Raw genomic sequence first — 17,436 nt, 5'->3', positions numbered from 1 at the left:
ATTGTTATCCTATCCCGCTGTATATAAAACCGTGAGATGCCAGTTCTTCTTTATTATAGATATTACGTCCGTCTACGACTAGATGATCATGCATACTTTTTTTCAGTCTATTCCAGTCCGGTAAACGAAACTCTTTCCATTCAGTAGGGACAATGAGGGCGTCAGCTCCCTGTACTGCATCATATATATCGGTAGCATAATAAATTTTATTATTCAGATATTTATGAGCCTCATTCATTGCGGCAGGATCATAAGCCTTTACTACCACCCCAGCCTCCAACAGGCTATTAATAAGGGTGAGTGAGGGTGCTTCACGCATGTCGTCGGTTTCAGGTTTAAAAGACAATCCCCATACAGCAACAGTTTTATTCTTTATATCTCCGTTAAAATGATGATTGAATTTCTGGAAAAGAATATTTTTCTGATTGTTATTGACTGTTTCTACCGCTTTTAAAAGTTTCATCTCGTAGCCAAAAGCTTCTCCTACCTTTATAAAAGCTCGAATATCTTTTGGGAAGCAACTACCTCCATAACCACAACCAGGATAGAGAAAACTACGACCTATACGGGAGTCACTCCCTATTCCACGGCGTACCATATTAACATCTGCTCCAACTAATTCACAAAGATTTGCCACATCGTTCATAAAACTGATCCGGGTGGCGAGCATGGCATTCGCAGCATATTTCGTCATCTCGGATGATAATATATCCATGAATATTACCCGGAAGTTATTCATTACAAACGGACGATAAAGACGTGTCATTAGCTCCTTTGCCCTTTCGGATTCCACACCTACCACCACGCGGTCGGGACTCATAAAGTCATTAACCGCCGCACCTTCTTTCAGAAACTCCGGATTGGAGGCTACATCAAACTCCAGGTCCGACATTCCTCGTTTATCGAGACAGTTTCTTACCAACTCCTTTATACGAAATGAAGTACCCACCGGTACAGTACTCTTAGTGACAATCAACAGTGGTTTGGTCATGTTGTCGGCAATATTCTCTGCAACAGCCATCACATAAGAAAGATCGGCCGTCCCCATTTCATCGGAGGGGGTACCCACAGCGATAAAAACTATTTCCATATCATTTATCACCGATGCCAGGCTCGTGGTAAAATGTAAACGATTGGCTTCCGTATTACGAATAACGATAGTTTTTAATCCCGGCTCATAGATAGGGATAATACCTTGTTTCAGATCCTCAATTTTTTTGGCGTCAATATCCACACAGGTCACATCTACCCCCATCTCTGCAAAACATGCTCCTGAAACAAGTCCAACATATCCTGTACCTATAATTGCTATTTTCATATGATTATTTTATTGTTTTGTTTCGGTATATGGAACCTTTGATGTTCAAAATATCATTCCCTTCGGGTGTTTAATGATTATTTTAAACATGTCGGTTTCATATGACTAAAATTATTTATTTCAATTTTTTTCTTATTGAATGTAATATACTTTTTTATAACTCAGGATTTTCCCCGGAAAAGGCCCTTTTAAACACAGTTAATTGATAGTGCGGATTATAATACTTATCGATTATTTCGTACGATCTTTCTCTCAATAAGTTCCTATCCATATTATTCACCCAGTCCTTAATTTTATCTCTTAGATCATTCACATCGTTTTCCTTAAAGAAGAAACCATTATATCCATCTTCTACAGCCTCTGCTTCGGGCATTTGGTTCACCATATTATCGTGGGTGCCCACAGGCGTGCCGAAACTCAGAGAATGAATTCCCGTTAACCCCACATTTCCAGGAGATACACACAGGTCAGACATGGATAAAAATTTGCCTATTACCTCTTCATCATAGCATGCCCCTGTAAAGTGCAACCATTTATTCTCCAACCCTATTTTTCCCATATCTTCCAGTTTCTCTCTTTCGGGGCCTTCCCCCATTACCACAAGATTAACCTCAGGAACTTTATCATTTATCTGATTGACAGCTTGTAAAAGCATATCCAATTTTTTCACTTTGGTCAACCTTCCGATAAAGATGACAACAGGCAAAGAGGGATCATTAAAGAAAGGAAACACCTCACTCTTTTCCAGTCCCTGAAGTTTCTGAGTCAACAATTTGTGGGCATCGTAGTCTAAAGAATTAAAAACTACATATAGATTATCCGGTTTAAATCCATGCCGGATATGAAATTTTTTCGATCGCCTTTCATACAGTAGAATTTTGTTTCCAAGTCGAAAAAAGATCTTTTTCAACTTCAGTTTCAATCCTTTCTCACGTCCATACAATCCATGTGCCCAGAAAAAGACCTTGATTCCACGGAGTCTGCAAATCGAAGCCGCTATCCAGGTCGATGGGCGGGACATCTCCGATGTAAAAATGGCATAATCAAATTTAGTTCCACAACATTCACGTATAACTTTTGTTTGCCAAAGAAGCGTTTCTTTTTTCCACCAATAATTTTTCACTTTATGCAATCGATGTTTGTTCGATGAAAATCCTTCCTTTTCAAAATCGATTGCTGCAACCCCGTTCTCACTATCTCCAAAGAAAAAATGCATATCCCAGCCGGGATTATTGAGCAAAACATTCCATATCGGTCTCCTATAATGAGGTGCTATATCCGCAAAAAATTTTATCGTTATCATAAAAAGGTTTTTAGTATTTTTTTATCATTAAGGGAGCAACCAATTATTCCAATGTACTCAAATAGAGCCTCATCAGGATAGTATTTTCGTCAATATCCTTTTCTTTTTCAAAACCCAGCCTCCGGTTCAATTTATAAGAATTAATATTTTCTTTAAGCACAGTGGCATACAGAGACTCTAAATTTAATGATTTAGCATAATTTACCATAAATTCCAATCCTTGAATGCCCACAGTTTTACCCCAGTATTCTTTCTCACCGATATAGCCAAAAACTTCACCATCTTTGCCGGTTAAATGCTTAATACCCATTACAGCAATAGGTTTATCCTTATGCCATATCGATCGGATAAAATAATCTTTCCTGTTTTTTAAATTCTCAAACCATTTCTCCTGAGACTCTCTGTCAAAATCCGGAGTAGATGTTAGTGCCCTCATTTGAGGATCGTTCAACCATTCCCACGATTTTTCAAGCACCTCGCGGGAGAATTCCCTGAACTCTAATTCTAAAATTTTCCTGTATTCCATAATTCTTTTATTTATATTGATCTTTGTTGTGAAATTACTTCCGCCTTTTGCGACTTTTGTCTTCTTGTAAAAGGTTGCCATTTCAGGTAGGTTCCCGAGCGCCAAAGCCATTCAAGGGGACCGTATAGAAAATGTTTCATCCAGTGCTCACTAACGACAACCTGTAACGAATAGATTATTAATCCCGACACAAAAAGTAATGCCGCTCCCATACTACCGAAAATTGGACCAAATCCCCATGCCGAAAACAGAATAGCACCCATTACATTTTGCATCTCATAATTGGTAAGCCCCATACGTCCATATGGGGTAAGCAGATTCAAATATCTTCTGATACCAGCCACTTGGTAAAGTGAAATAAATCCCATTGCCAATGTTGCGGACAAGGTAATTGTACTGAGGCTATTCAAAGCAGAGATTACAAGTGCAATAAACGGTACCTCCGTTCCTGTTGTCAACAGATTAACCGGTACTTTTGGCACTAATTTGATTACCATTAAAAGAATAAAAGTACTTACGAGAAACAGGAGAAATAGCACGATATTCCTCTTTTTTCTGATGTGTACCTGCTCAAAAAAACGAAGCCTTCCCACAATAAATCCCATGATAAATAATGCCAGAATCAGATATCCTGTACTGCTATATATAAATTGGAATTTCAGTTTATCCAAAGTTTTAACAGTCAGGTTTTCTTTTGCCGATTGCAGGAATGTCATTCGTTCGGGAGTGCTATTCTCAATCGGCTGTTCCGTTATATCCGGGAGAACTGTTACTATCGTCTGTTCATTGATTACATTATCAAATCTGATGTTGTCGAAACCGATTATAAACCAATTCGGAACACCTATTAACAGCAAGCATACAAGAAGCATCAAGACCCAATTTTTCAACGGGAACAGGAATACCAGCACCACACCGAAAACCGCATAAATTGTAAGTATATCAACGTAAGTGAAGCTTAATCCAATCAGGCCGATTACAAAAAGCAGCAACATTCGCCATAAGAAGCGCCCACGAAAGTCAAAACCTTTCTTCGACGCTCTATCCATTTGAATAAAAAAACTGAGACCAAAAAGAAAGGAGAAAATACTTATAAATTTACCCCTGATCATTGTGTTGGTAAACCATTGAATTATGCCATCCCACTTGGTGGGAAAAGTAACACCCGACACACTGGTGTAACCGAAATGATCAAGCATATGCATTAGAATCACTCCTAACAATGCAAAACCTCTCAAAGCATCGATTACGGTTATTCTTTGTGAAGGCGGTAACGCGATTGTATTTTCTCTCATTTCAAATATAATTTTTTATTGCTTTTTTGTTGTATATTTCCTATTCATTCTCCTCCTGATCCGAGAGATACCATTGGTACATCCGTCGGATTCCCTCATCAAGTTCTACACGATACTTCCAACCCAATGATTCCAGTTTGGAAACATCGGTTAATTTTCTCATTGTCCCATCTGGTTTCGACGGATTGAACTTAATTTTTCCGGTATATCCCACAATGCCGGCAGTAAGTAAAGCCAGCTCTTTGATGCTTATCTCTTTTCCGGTACCGATATTGATGTGACAATTGCGGATATCCTCCTTTCCCTGTTTAAGGTCGTCAAAATTTACATTTTCCAGGACAAACACACAAGCATCAGCCAGATCTTCACTCCATAGAAACTCTCTCATAGGTTTGCCGGTTCCCCATAATTCAAGATGGTTCGAAAATATCCCGATCTTGTTCAGTGTAAAAACAAAATCGTCCATGGTACTCTGACCATCTATTCCATCCAGTGATCTTCGCCTTAAATCTTTCTGTATGCCGCTCCAATTATTCTCTTTCATACATTTGGCCAGGTGCATCTTCCGAATCAATGCCGGAAGTACATGACTTTTCTCCAAATCAAAATTATCATTCGGACCATATAAATTGGTGGGCATCACAGCAATATAATTGGTACCGTACTGAATGTTAAAACTCTCACACATCTTAAGTCCTGCAATTTTGGCAATTGCATAAGGCTCATTGGTATATTCAAGCGGTGAAGAGAGCAGATATTCTTCATTTATTGGCTGTGGGGCTTCTTTCGGATAGATACAGCTACTTCCCAGAAACAATAGCTTCCTTACGTTATGTCGGTAGCTCTCCCCTATCACATTATTCTGTATCTGGAGATTGCGATAGATAAAATCGGCACGGTAGGTATTATTCGCAACAATCCCTCCCACATAAGCTGCTGCCAGTATCACATAATCCGGTCTTTCTTCATCGAAAAATCTTTTTACTGCAGCACCATCCATTAAGTCCAACTCGCTATGAGAACGGCCGACAAGATTGGTGTATCCTTTTGATAGCAGATTTTTCCAGATGGCAGATCCTACCAGGCCATTGTGTCCGGCAATGTAAATTTTGCTATTTTCATTCATTGTCGATTGCATCTTTTGCTTTTAATTTTTTTACAAATTTCATATCGTGCCTTACCATCAATCTGACCAGTTCTTCAAATGATGTTTTTCGTGGGTTCCATCCCAGTAAAGTTTTCGCTTTTGTAGGATCACCTAAAAGTTGTTCTACTTCAGCCGGACGGAAATATTTGGGATCTACCTCTACCAGCACCTTACCTGTTGCGGTATCTATTCCTTTTTCATTTATACCTTCGCCTTCCCAACGGAGATTTATGCCGGCTTCTGCAAAGGCATGAGTACAGAACTCGCGTACGGTGTGCATTTCTCCGGTAGCGATTACAAAATCCTCGGGTTTGTCGTGCTGGAGCATCAGCCACATACACTCTACATAATCTTTAGCATAGCCCCAGTCTCTTAATGCGTTCAGGTTACCAAGATAGAGTTTATCCTGTTCTCCCTGTGCAATACGGGCTACGGCAATTGTTATTTTTCTGGTGACAAACGTTTCACCCCTACGTTCACTCTCGTGATTAAAGAGGATCCCATTTACGGCAAACATATTGTAAGACTCCCTGTAATTTTTCGTGATCCAGTATCCATATAACTTGGCTACTCCATATGGGCTACGGGGATAAAAAGGAGTTGTCTCTTTCTGAGGTACTTCCTGTACCAATCCGTAGAGTTCGGAAGTCGATGCCTGATATATTTTGGTTTTCTGCTCCAAACCAAGAATACGAACTGCTTCTAAAAGACGAAGTGTACCTACGGCATCGGCTTCTGCAGTGTATTCAGGCACATCGAAACTCACTTTCACATGACTTTGGGCTGCCAGATTGTAAATTTCATCAGGTTTCGTCGTCTGAATGATACGGATCAAAGAACTGGAATCAGTCATATCGGCATAATGGAGATTGACAAGCCTATCACGATGCATATCCCTTACCCACTCGTCGAAATATAGATGTTCTATACGAGCTGTATTGAATGATGAAGAGCGGCGTAATATTCCATGTACTTCATATCCTTTTCCTATTAATAACTCGGCCAGAAATGATCCGTCTTGTCCAGTAATTCCTGTTATCAGCGCTACTTTTGTCATATTGTTTTCAATTTTAAATTATAATTCTCAACTATTATTTTTTCACTTCGTAGATTTTCTGTCGTCACTCGGCATACTACAAACAAGTTTGTTTCAGCCCTCGTTACTCAAAAAATTCACTATTCACTTTTAACTTTCATCGTATATTTATCCGGCATTTTCATAAGCTTTATTGCCAAATAGCGTCATAAAAATTATTTTGATATCCCAAAAGAAATTCCATTTCTCCAGATACTCCATATCGTATTCCACCCTTTTCTCCATCTTCCACAGTTCATCCGTCAATCCTCTGAATCCGTTGACCTGTGCCCAACCGGTGATACCAGGTTTTACAAAATGACGTACTTTATAATGTCGGATCAGTTCAGAATATTGTTGAGTATGTTTTAACATGTGCGGACGGGGTCCCACAACCGACATATTACCGAGAAATACGTTAATGAATTGAGGTAATTCGTCGATATTGGTTTTTCGCAGAAAATTCCCTATTGACGTGATGCGTGAATCATTCACTTGCGCTTGTTTGCTATCGGATTCACTATTCACAGTCATCGTCCTGAATTTATAACACCAAAAAGTTTTATTGTTAATTCCCGTTCTTTGCTGCTTGAAAAATACAGGACCTCTCGAATTTAATTTTATCAATATGGCTATAATTGGGAATAGCCAACTGAAAATAAACAGGATAACTGTACCTGAGAAGAGAATATCGAAGATCCGTTTTTCAGTACGTAATGTAAGACTGTCTAATGGAATTTCCTGAGGATTGAACATTTCAAAATAACGGGCTGACTCTTTTTTCCTCCCTATATTATTGTTATTATTCCAATACCCTTTTGTAAGTACATACCGTACCCGCATCCCTGTTTCGTTACATTTGGATAGCAACATTCTGGTGTTTTCTTTCGTAAAATAGGAAGGATCAGTTACAAAAAGCATATTCAATTTGTATTTTTCCGACATATAGGATAAATCGTCCAAGTTACCCAATGTAGCAAAATCTGACTGTAGTCCTTTACTTGAAAGATACCCTGCCAGTTTAAACCCCAAAGAGGGATTATCATTGAGCAATTTCCCCAATATCAGGTCTGAGTTTCCTACCCCCAGAATGGCGACCCTGTGATGTGCATATCCCTTTTTATACCTGAACTGCTGAAATTTGTATATAAGATAAAAAACAGCTACTTTCAACACAAAAAAGAAACCGGTATATTCCAACAGAAATCCCTTATGATATCCTTCAGGAAGAAATACCTCTGCAAGCAGGAAGAGAGTGGGAAGAAAGATGATAAACCGTATGCTGAATGATTTCACCCTTTCAGTATAACTATCCGTGAAATAGTAATTTTGTTTTGAGTAGATGATATACGCCAACAGTTCAGAAATATTGGCGTGCAGAATATAGAGGTTTCTTTGAGGAAGATCCACATAGTCATACATCGGGCTGTTGAAAAATACCATATAAACCGATATATTTAAAAGTAATAAATCGAAAAGGAGATAGAAGAACCTTACTCCTGAATGATCTGTCTTCATATGCTGTGATTATAAAAAAATGCAATTATGTTCAAAAAAAAGGACTTTCAACCCATTGAATGGAAAGAAGGCATCTTTTCCCGTTTTAGTCCTGCTCCGTTTTTACCGTCTCCGATTGAAGAGTACTAAGTCTGGGTTTTACGGGAGTTCGAAATTTTTCCTTCAAAATTTCCGACACAAACAAAGTGTTCCCTATCAGGTATCTCCTCCACATTCGCCGCGGTTCGCGAATCAATCGGTAGAACCACTCCATTCCTACAGAGATCATCCATGCGGGTGCCCGTTGTACAGTGCCGGCATAAAAGTCAAATACTGCACCAATACAGCAGATATGGCCGGCTTTCAATTGTTCGTAGTGTGCAAAAGCCCATTTTTCCTGTTTGGGTGCAGTCATCCCCACAAAAAGCACGTCGGGTTCCACTTTATTCACCGCATCAATCATAGCAAGGTTATCCTCTTCCGTGAATTGCGGTTTATACGGAGGTGAATAACAATACACCTGCAGGCCGGGAAACTCTTTTTGTGCTCTCTCTTTGATAAGGTTTAAAGTAGTCTCCGAACTACCAAGAAAAAAGCATTTGCCACCGATACTCTGCGTACGCTGCATCTCATAACGAAAGAGATCGTCTCCAGCTATTTTCTTTATTTTTTTACCCTGTAGCAAATGCGCAGCCAGCACTACGCTGATTCCGTCGGGAAGTAGTATGTTGCTGGCCTGAAGTGCCTCATGAAAAGCAGCATCTTTCTTAAGTGTATTAAATGAATGGGCATTCAGGGTGGTGATTAGCTGTTTGGAAGATGATATTTCCTCTAAAGATCCATTGAAGAGTTCAAATTGATGTAACATAACTTTGTGATTAAAAAACATTAAACATATTATAAACTACACTTATACCCTCCTGTTAAAGAGTCCAGGAGAAAGTGTACCGTAATGATGTGAGACAATTATGAAGCTCTTTAAAGCGAATCAGACCTATATTCGGTTCTCCCTCGAAACTCGAAGTACCCAGATCTATATAATCGAAACCCATCTCTTTGTAATGGTAGAAACAATTCTTGTATGCAAGATTCATAATCCCCAAATTTCTTCTCTCCATATCATCTCCCATAAAGATTCCCTGTACGATCTTTTCGTGTCCACGATAAAAAACTCCCGCGCCTAAGGTATTACCTTCACTATCTTTCACACAGAAGAAATCTACAGGCACAATACGATTCATTTCCAGCAGGTCATCCAAAGTCATATGTATTTTACGGCCCTGTTCCTCACGATTGCGGAGAATCACTTTGTAGCCTTCCTCCATGGATTCCCTATCGGTTACCATCGACCAGGTGAGGCCATGCTTTACTGCTTTGCGGCAATTTTGTTCCACCACATATTTGGCCCATTTACCATCAAAATTTTTCAGATCCGCCCAATTGCAGATATCCGGTGTGGCCATGGTAAAACCAGCCCTGATAAATGCATTGACCAGTTTCGCATTCATATTGGTCTGATACAGGTCGGGGGGTAATATAATTGAAACTTCTTTCAATCCCTCTTTCTTAACATATTCTTTCAAATCTGTGAGGAAGTTGAATATGGTATAATAGAATTGATGTTCGTGCGAATAATGAAATCCACCGAAAGGTGCTGAGAAAGGTGATTTGAGAATACCATCCTTTATCCCTGCGATCAATCCCATGGATGAATCATCATCTTTCATTAACCGGACCACTCTGTCACATCTGTTCTCTACCATACCGATAAACGTTTCCGAAATAAACATATGCGGATCGGTAGTAAAACGTCTTCTGTATTCTTCTTTTGATACGTCTACAAGCATTTTATTCTATTTATTAATAACTTTCTGTAATATATTTAGCAATCTTTGTTCGAAAATAGGGAGCGTGAAATTATTCTCGTATTTTATTCTACCATTTATTCCTATCTGTTTACGCAATACCGGATCAAACATCAAAAGTTCAAGTCTATCAGCCAAAGCCTGTGCATTGTCATAAGGAGAGAACAGAAAACCTGTACTACCTTCATCTACCATATCCGGTATTCCTCCTTCATATGCCGCTATCACCGGCAGGTTATGTTGCATGGCTTCCAGAATCACCAGCGGAAAATAATCGTATCGTGAAGGCAACACAAAAACATCAGCCTGCTCAAAAGCCATCTCTTTCAACAGGCCATGCCGTGTCCCGAGATATTTCACCTGTTCTGTCAAACCTTTCTCTCTTACAACGACGTTAAATCGCTTTTCACTGATATCGCCTTCTCCTCCGACAAAATCACACTGAAATGAATATCCTTTATTCTTTAGGATCGAGCAGGCTTCCATCAGTACAAATACGCCTTTTTCTTCTACCAGGTTCGAGAAAAAAAGAATATTAAACGGTCTGTTTTCAGGCAAAGTAACAAGAGCGGCACTCGGTTCATAATCCTTAATACCGTTTGGGCAATAATAAACATGATCTTCCGCCACATATGGCTCTATGTCATGATATAGGTGTCTGGAAAGTAGGATCACAGATGTATTTTTAAATACAAACCGGTAAAGCAGATGATTGAGTTTCTTTTCTCTTGCCTGTATTATCCCTTTGTTATGAACATGATAGATAATTTTCACCCGAAAAAAGCGCAATAAGATGGTCAGTAATATGTCCTTGTGAAAACAAGATCCCGTAGTTGTCAGTGCATAATAACAAAGAACGGGTTTACGATGAATTAACTTGCCCAATAGCAGAAACCATATTTTCACAAACCGGACAATTTTCACGAGACCAGCCTTTCCACGCACATGTACCTTGCGTGACAGGATAAGATTTATGTATCTTCCCTTGAAAACATCGTTGATCAGTTTGCTCTCTTTTATCTGTTCTCCTATGATGGAATATCCATGCACCGGTGGTGGAAGATGGAGCAGATAGAGTATATCTTTCTGTGTAGGACTCATAATATTTTTACTCTTAAATATGTTTTCAATTTTTAAATCGATCCCAGATAAAAGGGAAAAATGTCTTCATCCACATCATAATGAATGAATAGGGAAGATAAACCGGAAAATGCTTCCTGATATAATACATATACTCACTGTATGCCAAACCTTTGGGGCTTTTCATCCATTCAATTCTCTCTTTCAAAGGCTTATTACTACTTTTCCAGTTATTCCCATGATCGTGGGTACATACTCCGCAGACATTGGGTGCCAACCAGACCGGTATTTTATTTTCAATTGCCCGGCGTGAATAGTCATAATCAGCAATTCCGTGGGTATATCGCTCGTCGAAAATACCAATTTTATCCACAACACTGCTGCTGATCCACAACACATTAGCATTAGTAAGATCACATCGTTGTGGATGACTTTTCGGTGCAACCTTTTGTGCATTCATTATAAGATGATTCTGCGTTATAATCGATCCTCCATAGGTTAGCTGCCCGTTTTCATCCACAGTTGCGCCGGAATATATCCCTTGCTGGCCGGTCTCCGATATGGAATGTGCATCAGCTTCCAACAGATTTAACATAAAGTCCTGATGTAGTAACACATCGTCATTAATCAGCAGATAAGCATCATACGACTTTAACTCCATTGCGGTTTTCCATGTCAGGCGCATTCCTCCTGCCCAAAACAAATTTCCATCGCCTTGTATTACATTTACGTCGGGGAACAGTTCTCTCACCGCTTCACCCGTACCATCGGTAGAGCCATCGTCTGTTAAATAGATATCGAAATGATATCCGGAGGGTATATTTGCCTGATAAAATGATTCCAGACAGGTAATCGTCTTGGTTCTTCTGTTATGACACGTTAGCAATACTGCTATATTCAATTTGTTCATATAGTTATTCAATTTTTTGTTAATGGGGAAGAAAGTTTTTCCGCATTCACATTCAACTTGGCTTCATATCTTCTTTTCCTCATAAGATGGTATTGATAACGAACAAATCGCACATCGAATATGCTCCTCAACCAGATAACCATTTCATTATTTGTCATTTTTCTAAACGAATAGGAAAAACACATACCCAATGCAATCATCAACATAAAATAGTTAAGAGAAAAATTATTTACATCTTCAATCCATGCATAGAGCCATCGAAAGGCCACAAAAATGCCCATCATTTTCATGTAAATGTTATTCGATCTGTTTACAGCCAGATAGGATGCCCTGAAAAATAGCAGAAAATAAAGGATCACTCCCACAATACCAGTCCATGTAAACACGTTAGCTAATCCGATTTCATTGGACGGTCGCTCGTACCTCCCGTATGTGTAAAATGCCCACTCACCGAAAAATTCAGTATCATTACCTCTTGCCGGAGTTCGTCCCAACAACCAGTAATTGTGATTTAAAGCTGACCCCAATACCTCTTCATATATAAATGTCCTTGTATCTGCTGCCAGATTCTCCTCAACCTGGTAGCTACCTTGGGAAACCGTAGCGGTGTAATCACCACTGAGATATTCGTCCGTCTTAAATACGTTAAATATGTCGGTAACCCCCAAAACAAAAAGTAGTGCCGGAATAATAAACAATAAGAGGCGAAGCGTTTCAATCCACTTAACCGCAATCATGTCTTTCAGGAAATAAATTCCAAGAATAAGAAATGGCACCCCGAATTTTATAACATTGCTCCGCGCAGTAAGATCAGCAAAGAGTACCGTCGCGGTGATAAGTAAGATGAATATTCTCTGACGTTTGGTAAAGGCTGGTAAAAACAGGATCAATAGACTCGCCGGCATCAGATAAAAACCATAGACATTCGTATAGATAATTAATGCAAATACGACAAATAACGGTAAAGCATATTTTATATAAAATGAAAGTAATGATTGTACCACCATCTTGTTGGTGGCTGAAAAGATCACAATCGGCAATAACAGGGCCATTGTATTGCCTATCAGTATTTTCCAATCCCAATAAGTTTCAGCAACGAACATTCCTCTTATAATGCAAACAAGGTTCCATAACAAATAAAGCCATACAATGAGCATATTATCTTCATTCCTTTTATCGTAGAAAAAATATCTGGATAGAAAAAATGCAGATAAAATTAAAAAAGATATGCCCCACCACAATGTCGTATTATCCAAAGAGCTAACTATCGGTACTCCAGGCTTAAAATAGGACAATACCGAATAGACCGCAATCAGTAGAATGGTAACTGGAATGAAACGACTGACAATCTGTTTATTTACATTTACTCTTTTCATTATTTATTGAGTATAAAGTTTGATTATTTCCGACACATTTTTTTTCATATGATATGTATTGTTGACTAATTCCCTCGCATTGGCGGAGAGCCTGGCCGAAACTTCAGGATTGGCGTGAAGTTCGATCACTTTCTCAGCCAATACGCTATAATCTTCGGGGATAAGGCAACAATTTTCACCCGTCTTATTGAAGTCACGCAAGCCGGGCACATCATAAAGTATAGCAGGAATACCGCACGCCATCGCCTCTATAGTTGTAATGGAAATCCCTTCATGCTTACTCGTCATAAGGTAGATATCGGATGCCACTAAAAATTTCCGGACATCTGTTTGGTTTCCACAGAATCTTATATTTCTATTTACCCCTAACTCAACTGCTAACTCTTTTTCCTCATCCTCCGTATATCCCTCACCAAGATGGAGGTATAATAAAGATGGATATTCCTTCATTATATATGGGAGCGCTTTTATTATGTCGCAGTGCCGCTTCACCTCATTGCAAATACCAATTGTTATCAATACAAGTGCTTCTGCCGATATATTCATCTCCTCTCTGATACGTTGTTTTTCCTCCTCTTGTGCCGGAAAAAACCTGTTCTCACCATACCAGTTATATACTTTCTTTGTTTTATTATGGTAATAAGTCAACTCGTGGTCACATACCGAGTCACTTATACTTTGGAATCTGCAACCGAGAATATTTTTAGCCGTCCATCGTTTTAATATGTGATAGAGATAACTATAAGAATGAGAAAGAAAGATGCTATGAAAGGTATATATAGGTCGTTTTCCTGCTATCCATGTACAGAATGCCAATGTCCACATAAATTCATGTACGTGGATATGGATCACATCGAAATTGGATTTTTTCAAAAATTGAATAAACTCTCTGTAATACTTTATTTTATGTACATTTAATCCCTTAGGATAAGGTTTATGCACCACTCCATAGCCGGCATTCCTGAAATGCGGAGCATATTCCCCAAGGTTAGGTGCCGTGCCCATCACAGTGAGCTCGAAGCCTCTATCCTGAAAAGCAGGAGCTGCATCCACATACATTATCTCCGCCCCGGAGTATTTTAGTTCATAGAGTATATGTAGTACCTTCATTACATTGTTCAATTATGATAGAATATATTAATGCATTTTTATCCCATTTACTCTTAAGTACCAATAAAATAGACTGAATTTTCTCAAAATGGTAAATCCTTTTCGTCCGTTAAATCCTTTGTATTTAAATATTAACCAACTTTCATAATGTACTGATAAATCAATGGGATTGAATGGATTCAGATGGGGTTTCCTGTATTTTCTAAAAAAACGAAAAGTTTCTTTCTTCCTGAACTCATCCATCTGCAGGCTTCTTGAAATAGAACTCCGGTGAACCCTGTACGCCACGGTGGGCTTCCTCATATAATACAGTTTTATCCCATTTTCCATTACCCGAACCAAAGTGGTCATATCTTCAAATATCCTGAATTCTTCATCTATATAATCAATTTTATCGATCAACTCTCTTTTAAAGAAGAAAGTAGGAGAATTTAAAAAAAACGGCCACCGGGAGTAGTTTTTCAGTTGTTTTTTTGCTGTGGGCAAACTTGAGAAAAAAATCAGTCCTTTATTGATGACACTATCTCTTATCAACATGCCATTTTCGTCAATTTCCTGAACATCTGAAATGATAAAAGAAGCATCGGGAAAACACCGGGCATATGTAAGATTGTCCGTAACAGCATTTCTAAGGAGTTTGTCGTCACCACCAATCATTTTTATCCATTCTCCGTTTGCAGCCCGTAATCCCCTGTTGCAATTGGATGGAATACCGGTATTTTTCTCTACAGTTATTAATTTTATCGACACAAAACGATCTTCATTTCTCTCTATCCAGCCAGAACATAGCAGAATAGTGTTGTCTGTCGAACCATCATCACTTATGATAATCTCTATATTTTTCCAAGTTTGCTTTTTTACACTTTCCAATGTCTCCACCACATATGGAGCACTGTTATAAGTGACAAGGATCACCGAGACCAATGGGTTGTCAGTTTGGGTCATAAACAATTATTTTCTAATTTTTTTATACTATTCTAAATTATATCCTTTACCTAATATCCACCAAAAGCATTGACTGCATTTACAATCGTTTTTACCTCTTCCTCTGTGATCACAGGGCTGACAGGCAGGCTTAATACTTCGGCATGTATCTTTTCCGTAATCGGAAACGAAAGGTCGTTCCATGTGCTGTATGCCTTTTGTTTGTGAGGTGGAATCGGGTAATGGATCAGTGTTTGCACTCCTTTCTCATGTAGAAACCGCTGCAATTCATTTCGTTTCACCGTACGAATTACAAACAGATGACACACATAGGCATCCCAGTCAGTTATCACAGGCAAAATAATATCGGGATGTGTAATATGCTCCAGATAATAGGCTGCCACTTCTCTTCGACGAGTTGTTTCATTATCCAGATTTGGAAGTTTTACGGACAATACAGCTGCTTGTAACTCATCCAGACGACTATTATACCCTTGATAATCGAATTGATACTTTACTGATGACCCGTAATTAGCAAGAGTTCTTACTACTTCGGACAATGCTTTGTCATTCGTAGTAACAGCTCCGCCATCTCCCAACGCACCCAGATTTTTACCGGGATAAAAACTATGTCCTGCAGCATCACCCAATGTACCGGTCGTCATTCCGTTAAATTTACAACCGTGTGCCTGTGCATTGTCTTCAATCAGTTTCAGACCATATTGCCTGCAAAGGCTACCGATCTTATCCGTATAAGCACATTGTCCATATAGATGCACAATCATGACACCTTTTGTTTTTGCTGTTATCGCCGATTCAATTTTCAACTCATCTATTTGGTAGGTGTTAATGTCAGGCTCCACCAGAACCGGTACCAAGCCGTTATCGGAAACTGCAAGAATAGAAGCAATATAGGTATTTGCCGGAACAATGATCTCATCTCCGGGCTGCATCACACCCATCTCGATATAAGCCCTTAATATGATCCGCAAGGCGTCCAGACCATTGGCAACACCCACACAATAATCGGCTCCTGTATATGTTGCATAGTTCTTTTCGAATTGCTTAACCTCTTCTCCCAACAGATACCATCCCACGTCAATCACGCGCGATACGGCATCGTGAATCTCTGAGGCGTATTGCTGCGTTATTTTTTGTAAATCAAGAAATTTAATCATCTCCCTGCTTATATGATAAAAATTGTTCATAATCCCTGATATAATCACCGGCATCATATAAATGCGATGCCAACACCAAGCAAACCGATCCTGATGAAAAACCGATCTCCCCTGCCCAGATACCGGGTGGAATATGTAATCCCAGATAGGGTCGATTCAGCGTGAGAGTCCGTTTTGTCTTTCCATCATCCAGGATGATATCGAATGCTCCGCTCACCGCAACCAAAAACTGATGACACTCCTTGTGCGCGTGTGCTCCCCGATCCTCTCCTCCGGGTATATCGTAGAGATAAAAAACACGATTGACTTCAAACGGGATCGACTTTCCGTTTTCAATCACACTGATATTCCCTTTTTCGTGTTGATGCTTATCAATCTCTATAATAGAGCAATCGTATATGGTGGATTTCTTCATTCCGGATTTTCTTTAAAAGAGTTGTAATCATAAATATAATCCGACAAATCGAATTTTGTAGATGCCAGAATCAATGCAACCGAGTTGGTGGAAAAATTCTGCATCTGCCTCCATACCCCTTGAGGGACATATAACCCATAATAGGAGCGATTCAGGGAAAAAAGTTTTCTTGATTTCCCATCATCCAGCAACACTTCGAAACTTCCAGACAAAGCCACAATAAATTCCTGATTGTACTTGTAGGCGTGTCCGCCCCTCACCTCTCCCCCAGGGACATCATAGATCCAGTAGGTGCGCTCAATCTTGAAGGGAATATGGTTTCTCTGTTCAATAACAGAGAGATTTCCTCTTCTGTCAAAATTCTTGGGAAGTTGAATAATTTCCGCATCATTGAATGCCATCTTGCAATTCATTTAA

General features: G+C 39.2%; 17 protein-coding genes. All 17 read right to left on the bottom strand.

The window, feature by feature from the left end; all coding sequences use genetic code 11:
- Positions 1–4 precede the first annotated feature (4 nt).
- A complete protein-coding gene (locus U2P89_RS05550) occupies positions 5–1,318 on the bottom strand; it encodes a UDP-glucose/GDP-mannose dehydrogenase family protein (RefSeq protein WP_313380251.1) in 1,314 nt (437 codons plus the stop codon).
- 154 nt (positions 1,319–1,472) lie between these two features.
- Positions 1,473–2,621, bottom strand: coding sequence for a glycosyltransferase (locus U2P89_RS05545; protein ID WP_322190851.1), 1,149 nt, complete (start codon positions 2,619–2,621; stop codon positions 1,473–1,475).
- Between the two features lie 43 nt (positions 2,622–2,664).
- Positions 2,665–3,147: a GNAT family N-acetyltransferase gene (locus U2P89_RS05540; RefSeq protein WP_322190850.1), complete on the bottom strand. Its 483-nt coding sequence runs from the start codon at positions 3,145–3,147 to the stop codon at positions 2,665–2,667.
- 11 nt (positions 3,148–3,158) lie between these two features.
- Complete coding sequence (locus U2P89_RS05535; RefSeq protein ID WP_322190849.1) at positions 3,159–4,442, bottom strand: DUF418 domain-containing protein; 1,284 nt, start codon at positions 4,440–4,442, stop codon at positions 3,159–3,161.
- Positions 4,443–4,482: 40 nt separating this feature from the next.
- The gene (locus tag U2P89_RS05530) at positions 4,483–5,568 is read right to left on the bottom strand and encodes a GDP-L-fucose synthase (protein WP_313380246.1); all 1,086 of its coding nucleotides are present in this window, start codon (positions 5,566–5,568) and stop codon (positions 4,483–4,485) included.
- Positions 5,561–6,646, bottom strand: a complete 1,086-nt coding sequence (gene gmd / locus U2P89_RS05525) for a GDP-mannose 4,6-dehydratase (RefSeq protein ID WP_313380245.1) — start codon at positions 6,644–6,646, stop codon at positions 5,561–5,563. The genes U2P89_RS05530 and gmd overlap by 8 nt, the downstream gene beginning before the upstream one ends.
- 147 nt (positions 6,647–6,793) lie before the next feature.
- A complete protein-coding gene (locus U2P89_RS05520; RefSeq protein ID WP_322190848.1) occupies positions 6,794–8,182 on the bottom strand; it encodes an exopolysaccharide biosynthesis polyprenyl glycosylphosphotransferase in 1,389 nt (462 codons plus the stop codon).
- An 85-nt stretch (positions 8,183–8,267) separates the two neighbouring features.
- Positions 8,268–9,029: a WecB/TagA/CpsF family glycosyltransferase gene (locus U2P89_RS05515; RefSeq protein ID WP_322190847.1), complete on the bottom strand. Its 762-nt coding sequence runs from the start codon at positions 9,027–9,029 to the stop codon at positions 8,268–8,270.
- Between the two features lie 55 nt (positions 9,030–9,084).
- A complete protein-coding gene (locus U2P89_RS05510; protein WP_313380241.1) occupies positions 9,085–10,008 on the bottom strand; it encodes a hypothetical protein in 924 nt (307 codons plus the stop codon).
- Positions 10,009–10,014: 6 nt separating this feature from the next.
- Complete coding sequence (locus U2P89_RS05505) at positions 10,015–11,127, bottom strand: glycosyltransferase family 4 protein (protein WP_322190846.1); 1,113 nt, start codon at positions 11,125–11,127, stop codon at positions 10,015–10,017.
- 25 nt (positions 11,128–11,152) lie between these two features.
- Complete coding sequence (locus tag U2P89_RS05500) at positions 11,153–12,016, bottom strand: glycosyltransferase family 2 protein (RefSeq protein ID WP_322190845.1); 864 nt, start codon at positions 12,014–12,016, stop codon at positions 11,153–11,155.
- Between the two features lie 8 nt (positions 12,017–12,024).
- A complete protein-coding gene (locus U2P89_RS05495; protein WP_313380237.1) occupies positions 12,025–13,119 on the bottom strand; it encodes a hypothetical protein in 1,095 nt (364 codons plus the stop codon).
- A gap of 276 nt (positions 13,120–13,395) precedes the next feature.
- Positions 13,396–14,502, bottom strand: coding sequence for a glycosyltransferase family 4 protein (locus U2P89_RS05490; protein ID WP_322190844.1), 1,107 nt, complete (start codon positions 14,500–14,502; stop codon positions 13,396–13,398).
- A gap of 27 nt (positions 14,503–14,529) precedes the next feature.
- Positions 14,530–15,447 (bottom strand): glycosyltransferase, encoded by a 918-nt coding sequence (locus tag U2P89_RS05485; RefSeq protein ID WP_313380233.1) that lies wholly within the window; start codon positions 15,445–15,447, stop codon positions 14,530–14,532.
- 50 nt (positions 15,448–15,497) lie between these two features.
- Positions 15,498–16,604: a DegT/DnrJ/EryC1/StrS family aminotransferase gene (locus tag U2P89_RS05480; RefSeq protein ID WP_313380232.1), complete on the bottom strand. Its 1,107-nt coding sequence runs from the start codon at positions 16,602–16,604 to the stop codon at positions 15,498–15,500.
- Positions 16,597–17,019: an FdtA/QdtA family cupin domain-containing protein gene (locus tag U2P89_RS05475; protein WP_313380230.1), complete on the bottom strand. Its 423-nt coding sequence runs from the start codon at positions 17,017–17,019 to the stop codon at positions 16,597–16,599. The genes U2P89_RS05480 and U2P89_RS05475 overlap by 8 nt, the downstream gene beginning before the upstream one ends.
- The gene (locus U2P89_RS05470; RefSeq protein WP_313380229.1) at positions 17,016–17,420 is read right to left on the bottom strand and encodes an FdtA/QdtA family cupin domain-containing protein; all 405 of its coding nucleotides are present in this window, start codon (positions 17,418–17,420) and stop codon (positions 17,016–17,018) included. Before U2P89_RS05470 ends, U2P89_RS05475 begins: the two co-directional genes overlap by 4 nt.
- Positions 17,421–17,436: the final 16 nt, after the last annotated feature.

The organism is Proteiniphilum sp. (assembly GCF_034331125.1).
GTDB classification, from domain to species: domain Bacteria; phylum Bacteroidota; class Bacteroidia; order Bacteroidales; family Dysgonomonadaceae; genus Proteiniphilum; species Proteiniphilum saccharofermentans.
This window is presented reverse-complemented; position numbering and strand designations above follow the sequence as displayed.